This is a genomic window from Halorubrum yunnanense (genome assembly GCF_026586675.1).
In the GTDB taxonomy this organism is placed as follows: Archaea; Halobacteriota; Halobacteria; order Halobacteriales; family Haloferacaceae; genus Halorubrum; species Halorubrum yunnanense.
Map to the genome: position 1 here is coordinate 768 of NZ_JAODIX010000017.1, position 14,880 is coordinate 15,647.

General features: G+C 59.1%; 10 protein-coding genes and 2 pseudogenes. 10 read left to right on the forward strand and 2 right to left on the reverse strand.

Going from position 1 to position 14,880, the window contains the following annotated elements; translation table 11 throughout:
* From N5096_RS03630 to N5096_RS03660, 7 genes and pseudogenes are all read left to right on the forward strand, one after another.
* Positions 1-260 (forward strand): annotated as a pseudogene (locus tag N5096_RS03630) (IS1595 family transposase); the annotation flags it as partial.
* A 744-nt stretch (positions 261-1,004) separates the two neighbouring features.
* Positions 1,005-1,313: a hypothetical protein gene (locus N5096_RS03635; RefSeq protein WP_267662970.1), complete on the forward strand. Its 309-nt coding sequence runs from the start codon at positions 1,005-1,007 to the stop codon at positions 1,311-1,313.
* A gap of 115 nt (positions 1,314-1,428) precedes the next feature.
* Positions 1,429-2,247, forward strand: a complete 819-nt coding sequence (locus N5096_RS03640; protein ID WP_267662971.1) for a hypothetical protein — start codon at positions 1,429-1,431, stop codon at positions 2,245-2,247.
* 101 nt (positions 2,248-2,348) lie between these two features.
* On the forward strand, positions 2,349-3,506 hold the full coding sequence (locus tag N5096_RS03645; RefSeq protein ID WP_267662972.1) for a PD-(D/E)XK nuclease family protein: 1,158 nt from the start codon (positions 2,349-2,351) through the stop codon (positions 3,504-3,506).
* Complete coding sequence (locus N5096_RS03650; protein ID WP_267662973.1) at positions 3,499-7,038, forward strand: UvrD-helicase domain-containing protein; 3,540 nt, start codon at positions 3,499-3,501, stop codon at positions 7,036-7,038. The genes N5096_RS03645 and N5096_RS03650 overlap by 8 nt, the downstream gene beginning before the upstream one ends.
* Before the next feature lie 247 nt (positions 7,039-7,285).
* The gene (locus N5096_RS03655; RefSeq protein ID WP_267662974.1) at positions 7,286-7,960 is read left to right on the forward strand and encodes an RNA polymerase subunit sigma-70; all 675 of its coding nucleotides are present in this window, start codon (positions 7,286-7,288) and stop codon (positions 7,958-7,960) included.
* Complete coding sequence (locus tag N5096_RS03660; protein WP_267662975.1) at positions 7,957-8,652, forward strand: hypothetical protein; 696 nt, start codon at positions 7,957-7,959, stop codon at positions 8,650-8,652. Before N5096_RS03655 ends, N5096_RS03660 begins: the two co-directional genes overlap by 4 nt.
* A gap of 513 nt (positions 8,653-9,165) precedes the next feature.
* On the opposite strand, the gene rdfA (N5096_RS03665) is transcribed toward N5096_RS03660, so the two are convergent.
* Entirely contained in the window at positions 9,166-9,762 is a 597-nt protein-coding gene (gene rdfA, locus N5096_RS03665) for a rod-determining factor RdfA (protein WP_267662976.1), read from the reverse strand.
* A gap of 442 nt (positions 9,763-10,204) precedes the next feature.
* Between rdfA (N5096_RS03665) and N5096_RS03670 the strand changes: the two genes are divergently transcribed.
* A complete protein-coding gene (locus N5096_RS03670) occupies positions 10,205-10,588 on the forward strand; it encodes a DUF7344 domain-containing protein (protein ID WP_267662977.1) in 384 nt (127 codons plus the stop codon).
* Between the two features lie 63 nt (positions 10,589-10,651).
* On the opposite strand, the gene rdfA (N5096_RS03675) is transcribed toward N5096_RS03670, so the two are convergent.
* Positions 10,652-11,248 carry a rod-determining factor RdfA gene (gene rdfA / locus N5096_RS03675; RefSeq protein ID WP_267662978.1) on the reverse strand — a complete coding sequence of 199 codons (597 nt, stop codon included), beginning with the start codon at positions 11,246-11,248 and terminating at the stop codon, positions 10,652-10,654.
* Positions 11,249-12,175: 927 nt separating this feature from the next.
* On the opposite strand from rdfA (N5096_RS03675), the pseudogene N5096_RS16485 reads away from it, so the two are divergent.
* Positions 12,176-12,301 (forward strand): annotated as a pseudogene (locus N5096_RS16485) (DUF5817 domain-containing protein); the annotation flags it as partial.
* A gap of 39 nt (positions 12,302-12,340) precedes the next feature.
* Positions 12,341-14,880: hypothetical protein (locus N5096_RS03680; protein ID WP_379789919.1), on the forward strand; the 2,540-nt coding region annotated here is incomplete at its 3' end.

The following is a 14,880-nucleotide window of genomic DNA, read 5'->3' on the forward strand; positions in this document are numbered from 1 at the left end:
CGTCACTCGACCTCGTTGGACCAGTCGAAATTGACGAGTTCTACGTCTCTGCCGGATTGAAAGGCCGCGAGCGCGACCGCTGGTCGCGCTCTCGCGGCCTCTCTCGACGCGGACGCGGAACGTATGATCAAGACAAACCGCCTGTGTTCGTTCTCGTGGATCGTGGCACCGAGCAGCGGTACGTTGTGCCAGCGAAATCCGCAGACGAATCGACGATCCGGCTCCTGCTGGCTGACCGCCAGCAGGAGCCTCTCACCGTCTAGGCTCTTGCGTAGCACATTGTTGATGGACTGCAGTCTTGCGATTTGCGGTTGCGTGAATTGAATTAGGAGTCCACGGTGGAGGTGCTTAGAAAGTCGATCAGTGTTCTCGCTCAGCTAGTGACGACTGTATCAACAATCTTCTACAGAAGAGCGTACTCCATATTCAGCATGGCCTCAAGAACAGATTATCAATTGAGGACTTTGTCAGGGCTGGATTGGTTTAGTCCCACGAATCCACACAGGAGCGCTCTGTTTTAACCAACGCAGGAGTGGATATCATTCGCATGTTGGTTAATCCACGGTGCATTAATATTCCTAGTCACTAATATTATGTTTTGCTATATGGTGTATTATCTATTTACAAGGTCTGAAACAGCCAATTTAGATTAGAAATGGTTTTATCCATATGTTAGTTTTGATATTATTTGTATATTGTAGCATTTTATAGCCGTAATAATACCTGTTCTGGCATTCCCTTTTATATACTAGTTCGAGTCGAGATTAAATGTGGAAAGTTCAAATTGGTCTCTCTCGGACATCCGCTCGGCCCCGCTGGTTTGTATCGAGTACTCTCTGGAAGATCAGGGAACACGTCGAATACGCTACGAATACCGGACTGATGGGCCGGGGTGGTGGCGGGTTGAGCAACACCAACGTGACGGTGACTGGCGAACCATCGGTCGGGAACCTGTGGCGAACGTGCAGTGGACTGTTTGTGAGAGTGGTAATGGGCGACCAGCCATGACTGACCTACCTTCCACAGGATACGAACTGGAACTGTTCACGCTTGTTGCCCGGGAAGACGCATGGTGGATTCTCACGCTTCTCACTACGCTCGAAGAACCCGTGAGCCACGAGCAGGTGGCACAGTTCGTCACCGCGTTCGATCACGGCACTCCCGCCGCCGTAGAGACGGACGCCACGTGCACTGAGACGATTCTCGCGACGATCGCCGAACTCGATGAGGCCGACGTCATCGACGAGACAGCGAGTGGGCTACTGCGGGGCCCACGCTTCACCGACGCTTTCCAGATGGTCCCTCTGTCGTGAGACCCCTCAACTCGCCCGACACTGGTCGAATGGCCCGTCAGATCGCTCGTCCACTTTCGCTCCGGGGCGAGAGACTTACATCCACCCTGTCGTACCCAAAGTTCCGATCTCGCTGATGTCGACACCCCACCTCCACACGACTGCACAAGACGTTGCCTCGCAGATCTCGATCTACAGTGGCGAGGAGGAACGGCTCCTCGAGCGTGCTGACCGCACAGCGACGCCGACAGAACTTGTGTTGGCACCGACGGAACTCCACCGACGGAACCTGCAACGGCGACTGCGCGAGCGTGCACAGCCACAGAACGCGTTTGAATTCGCCGACCCAGAAACGGTCGCGGAGGAACTGCTTGCTGCCACAGACTCGACGCCGACGAGCCTCGATCGCGTCGACCGGCTCGCACTCTTGCGGTCGCTCCCGTCGGAGCCGGCGGATCAGCCTCCGGGACTCCACCCACTGCTCTCCACACAGCACGACACCGGCCCCCAACAACTCGAACAGATCCGCGTGGAACTCGAATCGATGACGAACTTCCACCCTGACCGGATTGCGGCGCTACGCGACGTCACCGACGAATTTGCATCCCCGATCGCGGACGAGGCGACCACACTGGTTGATGGTGGCCTCGCCGTCGAGACGTGGCTGCGCGACACGGCCAAAGCGGTCTCGAAGACGGCACTCCTCCGTCGAGCGACGCGCCGCCTCGACGGCGACGACGAGGTGTGGACCGATCGCTATCCCGATATCGAGCGGGTCTCTCTCGTCGGCGTGAGCAGCATCCCGGCACCAGAAGTTGACTTCCTGCATGGCCTCTGTACAGCAACGACGGCAGATATCGAACTGTACCTCCGGCCCGGAACCGCTGAATACCTCACAACCCGCCTGCCAGACCTCCTATCCATCGAGCGTCCCGGCCGAGAGGTGAATCTGTGACCCACGCGCACCGCACGGCACTCGCTGGTGAGCTGCCCGCACCGTCATGTCCCGTTGTCGACCTGCCCGCACCGACCCGTCGCGAGGAAGCGCGTGCCGTGATGGCGACGATCAGCGAGGTGCGCGATCGTGGGGTGGACATCCGCGATATCGTCGTCGTGGCTCGCGATCTTGACTCCTACGAACAGCCACTGACCCGGGCGGCGATCCAGCACGGGGTGACGCCGGTGTTCTGGACGCAGTTACGCGTGACCCGCACGGAACCATACGCGCTGATTGCGGCACTCTGTACGCTCTTTGCCTGCGGCGACGTCGCTGCCACAACCCTGTTCGCCCCGCTGAAACAGCGGTGGGCACCGCCCACAGACGCAGCCGGGTGGCCGCTTGACCAGTCGACGATCCACACGCATCTTGAGGCCCTTCCCCCCGGACGTCGATCGATCTCCGAGTGGGCCGCGACGATACCGACACACACCACCGACGAGCGACTCACAACCTACTGTGACTGGCTACAGGCGCATTGTGAGCCCGAACCCACGCCCAAGACAGTTGGAGCCGTTCTGGGGCCGTCGATCGACGCGTACCGGGAGACAAGCGTGCCCGCCCGCCAGCAAGCGGACGCACCGGCGCTCATGGAGACAGAGACGGCCGCGCGAGCAACGGTCAGGGTCACACGGCTCGTTGAGCAAGTCACACACAAATACGACGAGTGGCTTGCTGACGGGACCGTCTCGCGATCGTGGGACGCGGTCCGGGAGCTGTGTGAGCTGCTGGCGACACAACGCCCGGGCCGACGTGAACACTCAAACGCCCGCGCCATCGACATCATGGAGGCCAACGACGTGTGGGCGCTGTCTGTCCCATTCGTTATCGCGGTCGGCGTGACAGCTGCTGAGTGGCCGGCCCAGACTGACAGCGTCGTTCCCGCCGAGCTACAAGAGGCCGTGCTCTCTGGGGCCGGCGGGGCGGACATCGTTGCGCCGCGCACCGCGTGGGGCGAGGGCCGCGATTGCGATCACTTCGCCGACGCGATGCGTGCCGCCGAGCGTGGGGTGATCGTGACACGGTACACACAGACCGACGACGGCGACGACGTCCACCCCTCGCCGTTTCTTGCGTCACTCGAGATGGAAACCGTCTCCGGGCAGGCCCGCACCCAACTGGTGAGCACGACACCACAGCTTCCCCCAGCGATTGCCGCGCTCCTCCCTGCGAGTGGGGAGTCTGACCCAACACCCAGCGAACCCCCTCATGAGTAACGACGATCCACGCACGCTCCGGAACGCACAGGCAACGATCAGGGACCGCTTCGTCGACGCCGAGTCGGGGCTGTTCGCGATGAACTGTGTCGCCGGCGCTGGCAAATCGATGACCGTGCAGCGAGTCGCGGCGGAAACCATCATTCGACGGTATGCCAGCGGCGATCGGACACCCGCCCAGAGCGTGGCCGTCATGTCGTTTACCACCGACGAGGCGGCCGCGATCGGACCCGGTGTCTGTGAGCACATTCGAGAGATCGTCACCCACGAGTTGATCTCCGAGGCGGCGACACTGACCGAAACGGACATCGAGTATCTCGTGACGCGGGTCCGACACGCGCCGTTTATCGGGACTGTCGACAGCGTGTTGCGTGACGCCTTCGGCGAGCTGGCCACCGATATCGGCTTCGAGGAGACGCCAACAGTTGGGAATGAGGCGTTGCTGTCGACAGTGCACAGGGAGTGTTACGACGCCGTCGCGAGCGATCCCGCCCACGAAGACGCAATCGCCGAGTTGGAAGCAGCATATCCGGATGACGGCTGGTCAACTACTCCCAAGGAGATGCTTGCTGACGCCGTTCAGTACTGTCGCGATCAGCGGCTCTCGACGGCAGCGTTCGAACGCAAACTCCGTATCACACGGGACGCGGTATATCCCGAGGGACGGACCACCAGCCGTGACGATATCGTGGCGACGATCGCAGCCGTCGCCGGCCCCGCCGCCGCAGCCGACACCGAAGCGCAACTCTCAGCAGCTGAGTGGGACGACCTCGTGGCTGCTGACCAGCGACTCTACGACGCGTGGGAGGGGACGCTGACGGCGTTTGGTGAGGTGCTTGCAGCGTACCGCGCGCAGTACCGGGCCCTCATTCGCGAGTACAACGTGGTCTCGCACACCGATGTCGCCTTTGCCGTCACGAGCGTGTTCGATGGGGACTGGCCAGTCGATGGTGACGGACCGACGACTGACCAGCACACAGCGCTTCGCCAGCGATACCACGCGCGGCTCGATAGCGTGATCATCGACGAAGCACAAGATGTCTCCACCATCCAACATGCGGCGCTGTCCCACCTCGTGACCCCGTCGATGCGCGTGCTTGCGTGCGGCGATACACACCAAAGCATCTACGGCTGGCGACACGCCGACCCGTCGCTGTTCACGAGCGCCTGCCAGAAGGGTCAGTATCTCGGGATCGACTGGGACACCCATGCGACGGTGACGGCCGCAACGACCTATCGTGGAACCCCAGACATCGCCGCCGGCATCAACACCATCATGCGGCCCGTCTTTGAGGACCCGGCGCGGGGCGGACTCAGCGACTTCGAGACGGCCTACCCCGGCCTCGACGCATCTCGGGATCCAACCGCCGATCCGAGCATCCACATCGCCGCGTTCACTGGTGGGGCAGCCCCCGACACAGCACAATGGGCCAACCCCGACGGGCGTGTTGGCGAGGCAAATATCCTTGCGACGTACATCGCACAGGGCCTCGCTGATGGCACGTTGACTGACGAGGATGGATCGCCACAGTCGATAACCGTCGCCTTCAGGAAGCGAACGCGAGTAGACGCGTACAAAGACGCGTTCGAGGCCGCGGGCTTGACCGTGCAAAACGCGAGTTCGAGGCTCTTTGCGTGTCCCGTGGTCAAGGCGGTGCTCGCTGTCTGTGACTGGCTCACTGCGCCAACCGATCCCGCCCAGACACGAGCGTTGTTGACGGACTCGCCGTTCGACTTTGCGCCGTCTCACGACTGCTTCGAGCGGGCTGGCTACGACCTCGACGCCATCTGTGCGGCCGACGACCTCGACGCCGACACCCGGGACGTCCTCTGTGGCCTGCGCGATCTTCGCGATCAGCTGGGACGGTTTCACCGCGTTCCAGCGTCGACATATCTGGAAGATATCATCGAGCAGCTCGCGCTCCGAGCCGACCCGGGCGACCAGTTCACAGAGCTGCCGGCAGCACAACGGGTAGCCGCGCTCGACGCGCTCACAAGCGCCATCGCCGACTGGGAAGCTGACACGCAGTTTGCACCGGCCGCTCTCGGTGACCTGCTTGCGCCGTTTCGGGCAGCGCCGCGTAAGGGGCCAGATATTCCGAGCGTGACCGATAATGCCGACGTCGTCTTCAGTACGGTCCACCGGCTAAAAGGCGATCAGGATGACGTGATTGTGCTTGCGACGCCGGGGTTCAAGCTCTGGGACACTGGCCCGTTCTCCCAGCGGTTCATTACGCAAGGTGACGTTGCGGCGTTGGCCCCGCCGGCGAACGTCGAGACGGCATCCGATATCGACCTGCCACCATTCGATGGGGGGCTCTACACGCCAAGCGGTGGCGGGCGAGAGAGACAGGGTGTCGCATCACGCGATGTTGGGTTGCGGTGGGCGACCGAACACTGGCTCGACGACGCTGACGGTGGGGCCCCGCACCTGCTTGGGCCCGACCATCTCCAGTCCGTGGCGGCCAACATGCGGGGGGAAGCGTGGCGACTCCTGTATGTGGCGCTCTCTCGGGCGCGTGACCATCTCGTCATCCCGCTGCCAAAGAGGCTGCCCGGCACGGCCCAGCCGCGTGACCGCTGGCTCGATACGCTGGATGAGACACTCGGGTTTTCGCCCGGACGGACAGCCACGTATGCGATCGACGAACCATCCAGTACCGGCGATCTCACGATCGGCGTGAATGATGTCGACGGCGGTGCGACACGTGCGACGCCCGACACGCCGCGATCGCTGACGAGTGTGGTTCCGCCCCGACGCGGCCACCTCAAGCCGTGGGTCCCACGCTTTCTCGAGCCAAGTTCGGCCTACCCGTTGACTGACGACGTCGACGCCACGGTGGGTTCCCACCTCCTCGACGAGCCGATTCACACCGACACTGAGGACGTTTCCGACGATCTCCCGATCACGTTCGAGACGCTTGGACCAGAGGCAGTCGGGACCTGTCTCCACGACGCATTGGTCACCCTTATCGAGATGGACGTGCCGGCCGCCGAGATCGACACATGGAGCAAGCCAGTCCGAAGCGCGCTTCAGCACGCAATGGAACGGGTGACGCCGCAGTCGATCGAGATGTTGCCAGATACTGAGCGTGGTGGCCTCGTCAGTTTCTTCCACGCGTCAGTGATCCCAGACTTCCTCGCGTCCGACTTGTGGACACAGATCCACGCGGCGGAGGCTGTCTACGTCGATCACGACCTGAGCGGGCTCGTGACTGCTGGCGGTGTTGAGGTTGAAGTTCATGGTGAGGCCGACATCCTCATCAATCTGGGTGGGGGCGAGTGGCAGTTAGCCGATCTCAAAATTGCGCTGAATGAGTCACTCGACGCAACGCAACCGCGGTACGAACTCCAGATCGCCGCCTACGGGCACATCCTCCGCCAAGAGCTCGGGCCGGCAGCGACAATTCACACCAGTGTCGAGACGTTCGGTTGTGTGCGAGAGTCGGTGCATGGCCAACTTCCGTCTGCGGTTCTTGCACGTCGAGTTCGCACCCTCATTGGGTCTGGTGAGCCGATTTCTAGCCCTTGAAGACGGTGATGTTTCCGATCCACGTCTGCAAGGATTGCGACCGCTCTGAGAGCTCATAGAGGCTCGTCGTTGATTCCCGTACGTGGCCTCATCGAAGCGGGAAGCTCCCGGGCTGGCCACGAAGCAGTTCCCCCGCCCCGTGTGTTTCTGGTAGGTTCACGACGACTTTTGAGACGAATGGAGCGAGTGGCTTCACTATCAATCAAGAAAGATTTTTAACTGTTACCAGATTATTGGTAACTATAAGATGTATGAGGTATTAAACAACACGGCGGCCCAGACTCTTCTTGCCATCAAGAGTGGCGACTCCATCCGCCGTGTCTCTCAACGACTCCACACACCGTACGAGACGGTGAGACAGGCCGTCAATCAGCTGGAAGATGCAGGCTATGTTTCGTATGATGACGGCCTCACCGTCGTCGACGAGCGCGTCCGCGACGCAGCGCGCGAACTCGTCGCTGCGAGCGCCGGCGTTAGTTCCCCCTCCATCGACGAGGTCTATATCATCCCACAGTTTGGTGATTGGCCGTTCGCGTTTACCCGGATCGACGCCGTCTACGTGTGGACTCAAGGCGGCTACCAAGTCGGGCGGAACCCAGATGACTATCCAATGTTCCTTGCGGTCCGTGAGCAAGATGTCGACGCTTGGGAAGCGTTTTTCGGCTCGTTCGACCTCCCCACCGCATATGAGCGACAGCCCCGAGACGAGCTGGACGAGGCACTGCAGATCGTCCTCGAGCCACGCCCCTCACTCGATATTGAGCACGTCGAGGGATACCCAGTGATTCCACGGACCGAGGCCATCGAGTACATGCACGAGAACTATGCCCAGTTCCAGTCGGCGTTGGCGATGCTCAACCGGATGTACGGGGACCTCGACCTCGACATCACGTATCGAGAAACGGAACGGGCCCAATTATGAGCTTCGCCAACCGCAGTGACGCGCTCATCGAACTGCTCGACGAACTCACGCAGGGGGGCCACAAGTACGTTCTCGTTGGCGGCTACGCAGTCTCAGCGTTCAATGCTCGCTTCTCCACGGACCTTGATATCGTCGTCGCACCAGACTCCAAGTCCGAGTTCGTCGAGTTTCTTGAACGGCGGGACTTCGAGGAAATGGACAACCACGCCAAGGAGTGGTTCTACGATACCGAAGTATTCGAGTACGAAAAGCGGCTCACGCCGCAACAGCCGATCGGTTTCGATCTGCTAGTGAATGGGCTCGGGTGTCGCCAGACGGAGGCACAGTGGTCGTTCAATTATCTCTATGATCACAGCCACGAGCAGGAAGTGAGCGGCGGAACGGCGACGACGACTGCCAGAGTTATCGATGGAGCAGTCCTCATCGCAGCAAAACTCCACAGCGCTCGTGAAACAGATCTCCGAGATGTCCTCGCAGTAGCCGAAGAAATTGACCTCGACGCTGTCACGCCTCACTTGCAGCGAGGGGATGATAATGCGCTTAGAGAGCAACTTGAGCGTGGACTAGAGATCTTAGAAAGCGATGAACTCAAACACGGATTTCGGAGTGATTTTGCGGCCTCAGCTATCTCGGAAGAAACAGTCATCGCCCTCCAAGAATACCTCTCCTCACAGGTTACCCACCTAAGCTGAGGCCGTTGTGAGCTAGTTGATTGAGAAGCAAGCTACAGCTCTCTTCGGGTATAATGAGCTACGTTTCGACGCGGCTTGAGTCCGGGTGAAGGAACAGGAAATATTTAACCAACTTCAGGAAAAATGGGGCGAGTTGTTGGTTAAACTATCTTCGCGAATAACGGCCTACAGAGAACAGAGGAGAGAGCCCACGACTTCAGTCCTGTTTCTTACCCACAACTTCACTGGGTCCCAAACAGACGTTTCAGACGCTGTCGAACCCAATCTATTCTCGGAAGATCGAGGTGAGGAGTGGTTCGGGCGGTGATGTCGGCAGTGGGGGGTTGCTAAATGTGGTAAACGAGATCAGCAAAATCGCCCCATAGAAGTGTTAATTCTGTAGATATCGAGGCTTCGGTCGGATTTACCAACCTCAGTAGCGACTCGATTTGTGGGTAAGAGACAGGACTTCAGTCGTGGGAGGAAGTCAAAGAGGAAGAAGGCGAGTAATTCGGGGTCAAGCCCCGGAGCGGTTCACACGTTGTTGCGACACTCCGACGATGGACAGCTGCCGTTGTGGAGATAGATCAGCAGGTCTGTCTCCGTCTGGCAATCCAGACACAGCGCCGTGGCATCAACCTCAATGCGCGGTGCAGGTCCATCAACATCGCCCTGTTGGATCAGCTGGGTCGTCGTGTCCCGGGACACCTTCGCCACGCGGCCGTGGAGGTTCCGGAGGTCGTCAATCCGTTGGGACTTGGTCTGGACAGTCTCCGGGTACTCAATGTCACGAACCTCCCGCAGGTACGTGTACACTGTTTGGTAGGTGACCAGATCCGTTTTGACCGCACTCAAGTCGACATCGTGATCGCCAAACTCAGTCTCTGTGAGAGGCGCGTCCCCTGCCGAGAGCTTTTCAGCGATTGATTCAACGACTTCACGATCAAGGATGACGCCTGCGTTCCGGAGAGCGGTATCAGTAACGCGGAAATTGACGTATTCCGCGAGTTCGCGAACCGATTTATCTGGACCGTCACCGACCCAGTAGGCGACCAGCTCGTCTCCAATCTCGTTGAGACCGTATTTCTGTGCAACACGTTCGATCTTCTGCTGTTGTGGTGTCTCGCTCATGGGGTGTACGAGTGGGGCCACCGCGGCGCTCGTACACATACCCGTTGGGGCCCATCTGTAGTGTCTGTGCGGCGCACAATCCTCTCAGAATAGTTTACAAACTGGGCAGTGGTCGCTGGTGAGAGAGCTGTGACCCGCATTTGTGGGGCTTGATTGGTGGGCTCGTTTCGCCCGCAAAAGACAATGAACAAGCACGATCAGGCCGGTAACGGTCTTCAACAGTCGTACACACCCCCACTGCTTTCTCGGGCAGTGATCGCAGATACTGGCTTCGAACTGTTGCTTGAGCCACCAACTGGTCCAGCTCGCAAACTTCGTCTCCGGCCACACACCGAACAGGCAAGTTGGTGGCTCATCGAACATACCCAGACGACAGACGGCTGGCACGTCGCTGGTGTCGAACCGCTTGCTACCGCCGAATTTACCGCCCTCGCTACATCCAATGGACGTTCCAATAAGTAACATCGACGCACGCAATGAGTCCCACCTCACATCGGGTGCCAACATCTACCAACTGCTCTCGAATTCGCGTCGCCGCCAGATGATCTGGTGTCTGGCGACTGCCGACAGGTGGAAGATGCCACTGCAGGATGTCGCATCACATGTCGTCGCTTACCAGCAACAAGAGCGGGCGGTCGAAGTGCCACGGAGCGATGCAACAGACATGTACTACAGTCTCAAACGGTACCACCTCGGACCGCTCGTCAAACTCAACGTGCTCACAGTCGATGAGGACAGCGTGATCAGTCCCGGTCCACGCTTCTTCGAGATCCTTCCGGTGCTCGTTCGCACCCAAACGTGGGAGTACAATCGAAAAATAGACTGACAACCTACTCTCGGCGACTGAGAGGCTACTGAGCGCAGAGACGGGTCAGCTCAGTAGCTTCCACTAGACGGTACCTGAACATTCCGGCGACGGACACCCACCATGCTCGAGGTAGTCCAGTAGGTCCGTCGTGGTATTACAGACCGGGCACAGTGCGGTGACATCAATGTTGACGTTCGGTGCAGGGTCATCGACATCGTCCCGGGCGATGAGTTTCGACACCGTTTGTGAATCGACCGTTTCAGCGCGCCCCTGCAGCTCCCGGAGGTCGGTGATCAGTTGGGATTTACTCCGGACAGATTCGCTGTACTCCTGATTCCGGATGTCACACAGGTAGTCGTGGACAGACTGATAGGTCACCAGACTCTCTCCGACTGTCTTTAGGTCAACGTCGCGGTTGGTGAATGCCGATGCTGTGACCGAGTTTGCATCATCAGCAAGCTGTTCAGCGATCGACTTGACGACATCTTGGTCAAGCACGACCCCGGCCTCGCGAAGTGCAGCATCCGTGATTTCGAAATTGAAGTCCGCTGCGAGCTCTCGGACCGACTTGTCCGACGGCTTCGACCCCCAGTTGTCGACCAGCTCGTCTCCAATTCCGACGAGACCGTATTTTTGTGCAACGCGTTCGACTTTGTGTCGCGGTGTTTGGCTGCTCATAGATGCGTGCGAGCGAGATTGGAAGCGGCGCGCTCGCACAGCATTTCTTTGGGGCCATTGTACCCTATCTGTGCGGCGCACAATCCTGTCGGGAAAATATCATACGTGAACCGTCCCGAGGCCAAGCCTCGAGGCACTCGGCCTGTTCCGCCTATAGATTCGGTTCGGCGTCGGGGAGATATCCCGACTGGAGATTGCCCGTCCAAGCCGCTATTGCGCCCCAGCATCGACTCGTCGTGATCTTGGTGAGGGTCACCCGGGCACGGGGAGGTCCTCCTGTCGGTTCTGTCGAAGCGGACTTCTCGTCGAAACGGTGGAGGTGATACACAAGCTACCTAATCGCTCCGCTACGGTAGTTGAGCCCTCACTAATAGCTCAGAAGCTGTGCGGAGCAAGCCTTCTGCGAGCCGATCGCTGATTAGCGTTATTGTTGTCTTCTGGTTTAATCGCGGTGATAGTAGGAGAGGTAAGAACACCACTTACAGCCTCAATTTCTTGCGCTTTCTCACACTTTGGGGGACTCTACCCCCAATCAGAACGTAGGATCCAACGCGGATCGACTGCCCCGAGTCTTACTATCATTTTTCGTATGGATGTCAGACACTTCGTGAATACTAAGCGTGATGCCGGTGCTATATCACGATATGCACGGCTAGGCAATGTCATAAATGGGGGGAAGATCCCCTGCTGGCAGCAGGGGCCGCTTTGGAAGGGGCGGGCTGGCACCCGCCCGAGGAACCGTCCTACTCCTCATTTCTTCCGAAGTGGTCTTAATCGTTGCGGTGGTGAGAGGCATTTCTGCCTTTTGCCCCTGTCGACGCCTGCTGCCTCTGAAACGGTCGATCAGCGGAGATCGGCCGCAGTGCCGACGACGTGCCCCGAGAGCGCACTATGCAGGACCACGGCGACAACGGGTGTTCAGGCAGCATGAGTCGCTACGCTGTCGTGGGGTGTTCGGAGTGTGGAGAACATTGGGTGATCGACGAGAGTGAGAACGTTCACTGGCGCAAGTGCCCGCGGTGCCAGACTCGCCACGCTGATCACCGCTTGCGTCGGAAACAAACAGCGCAATCGTGGGAGGACGCCGTCGAGATGCGATCGGCGATACTCGCCAACAAGCGCAATGCCCAGCAGGAATTTGCTGAGGTTGCTCATTACGCCGATCTTGAGGACCAGATTGAGGGAGATGTCCCCACGACCGAGACGACACCCGATATTCTTGGTAACGTCGTCAACGAGGGCGAATTGCTTGAGCGTCATGAGGCTGCTGCCGACCTGTACACACCGGCCACGGACCCTTCTCCATCTCGCGAGGAGATCGTCGAGGAGTTGATTGAACGTGGGGTGGAGACCTCACTGACGGGCCGAGAGAATGGCCTTCGAGACCGTGAGGAGCTGTTGAAAATAAAGGCCTCCGAAGCGCTTGAGCGCCACCATACGCCCGTTGAATTTGACCTAGCTGACCCCGATGACCGCTACGATGACTGTGGGTCACTCACGGTAGCGACGTTTGGTCAAACTCAACCGACAAACGCGATCCACGACGTGACCCCCAGTGTAGCCTCTGAATTGACAGAGATTGTTGGCACACTGATCCCGTCGACGATCGATGCAGTTCGCCGCATCGCAGAGCAGGAAGGTCGTCCCGTGGAGTCGCTCAATCTGCCACCGGCTGACGAGGAGTACGGTGGTGTCAACCACCTTGCGAAGAAATACGGCGTGAGTGGTGGTAATCTCGCGTTCGCGACCACGGTTATCGCAGCTGCTGATTGTCCGATGGATGACTGGCCGGACGCTGTTCGCGATAATCTCCGGAAGTATGGCAGCGGTCAGTCTACAGAAGGGACGCATCTCGATGGGCTTCGTCACGCACACGTTGCACTCCTGCAGGCCGCCGGAGTGACGCCGAGAATCCAGTTAGTCCTCGATGGGCCGGCGTGGACTGACGTCGAGGACCGCCGGAAGATAGAGCGATTCTTCGATGCACTCGACGTCCTCGCTAAGGCTGTCGATATTGAGCTGGTTGCGTCACCGCACGTCGTCCGCACGCTGACGCGCCGTGTTCCAGACATCGTCGACGAGCATGACCTTACTGAGGGCCGTGGCGGGTCCCTCCTGTCCAATCACGACACAGACAGCGGAGACCGGACAGAGGCTTACCGCGTTCTCGATGAGATGAACAGTCCCGGTGCGCATCGACTCATAGCCAACATGTTCGAAGACGAGCCTCGAACCGTTCAAGAACTGAAATCTGACGGGGAGATCTCCCTTGCTGCAAGCACCGTTGATGGGTATGTGCGACAGCTCGAACAGCATGACCTGCTCGAGGTTGCCGAGTTCACGACGCGGAGCAACACCGTGACTCTCACCCAGTTTGGTAAAATCGTAAAAGGGCTCATAACCCCGTCATACGACCTTCTCCCGCCAGAGCAGCAATCTCTCCCAACCGAGCCTTACCAGCCCCCGAAATCTTCTCACAAGTACAGTGTGTCGAGCGCCGACAAGGTCGAGGAGGGGGGAGGACCCCTCTCTCCGGAAGAGTGGCTGGCTGCAACCGGTGACGCATCCTCTACCGGTGGCTTTGTGCAATGGATGGATGGACGCGGAGCAGATCTTGACGCATTCGCCCTTCATGAACGCCATACAGCGGCCTTGAACGGAGAGGGAATCACCCTGCTTGATGCTCCGGTCCACGAGATGGACGATCCACGGGTTGCGTATCTCTCTGTGATGCGTGACCAGCTTCATACAGTCACACAATGGGGTGGCTCAAGAGCCACACTGGGACGCATCGCGGCAGCCTTATCGGGAGCAAAAATTTGGGGGAAGGCGCTATCGGAGGAGGCGCTCGAAGGAGTCCTCTCAGACCTCGGCTCGACTCCAAATGAAGTGCTCAGTTTCCTCCGCCGGGGCATGCAGGTCGGGTGGCTCGATGCGGAATCAGTTCTCGATGAGGATGGCGTCAACTATTACGAACTGCGTGATGCACTGTTCCGCGCTGGCCGGAACATCCTTGGACGACTCTCTAATACCGATCAGAGCCCTGATGAGCGCTCTAAGTTCTATCGCGACTGCCACGGGTTGATCACGTCGATGACGGCACTCCTCGATCACGTTGGCATCGAGACGTCGATCCACCTTCGGTTTCCTCGTTCTTCAGAGCTCCTCTCTAATGACGATTCGAGACGAGACTTCGTCGAGTTCTTGACCTACACTGCCCCGAAACAGGCTCGATACGGTGTTCACAGTGGGTATCGACAGGTCGTCGAAGACCGTGAAGAGAAACTCAAGTTCAGGCTGCCAATGGAGGTAGATCCGGTAGACCGAACGGCTGATCTCACAGCCTCGTGGGTGATCGCTGGTGAGGGGATGGATGACTTGGCTGAGGAAGTGCTCAGTGGGTTGGACGGTGTGAATGCCCGTGACTCGGTCGCGAACGGCGAGGAAGAGTCGATCGGTATCCAAATACCCGTCCATACCGGCGGTACGACGGGACAAGCTCGGCAAGTCATTCGCGATTTGCTTCCACAGAAAGACTGGAACCCGGATTTCCAGAATACTGACCGGATCACACGGGTGCTGATGTCAGTGCTGTCTCACGAGTCTGGCCGGGTCTCTCCGTATCTGGTGGC

Excerpts from the sequence above, each read along its gene's own strand:
- N5096_RS03635 (WP_267662970.1), top strand. The coding sequence starts at position 1,005 with ATGACTGACCTACCTTCCACAGGATACGAACTGGAACTGTTCACGCTT.
- N5096_RS03640 (WP_267662971.1), top strand. The coding sequence starts at position 1,429 with ATGTCGACACCCCACCTCCACACGACTGCACAAGACGTTGCCTCGCAG.
- N5096_RS03645 (WP_267662972.1), top strand. The coding sequence starts at position 2,349 with ATGGCGACGATCAGCGAGGTGCGCGATCGTGGGGTGGACATCCGCGAT.
- N5096_RS03650 (WP_267662973.1), top strand. The coding sequence starts at position 3,499 with ATGAGTAACGACGATCCACGCACGCTCCGGAACGCACAGGCAACGATC.
- N5096_RS03655 (WP_267662974.1), top strand. The coding sequence starts at position 7,286 with ATGTATGAGGTATTAAACAACACGGCGGCCCAGACTCTTCTTGCCATC.
- N5096_RS03660 (WP_267662975.1), top strand. The coding sequence starts at position 7,957 with ATGAGCTTCGCCAACCGCAGTGACGCGCTCATCGAACTGCTCGACGAA.
- rdfA (WP_267662976.1), bottom strand. The coding sequence starts at position 9,762 with ATGAGCGAGACACCACAACAGCAGAAGATCGAACGTGTTGCACAGAAA.
- N5096_RS03670 (WP_267662977.1), top strand. The coding sequence starts at position 10,205 with ATGGACGTTCCAATAAGTAACATCGACGCACGCAATGAGTCCCACCTC.
- rdfA (WP_267662978.1), bottom strand. The coding sequence starts at position 11,248 with ATGAGCAGCCAAACACCGCGACACAAAGTCGAACGCGTTGCACAAAAA.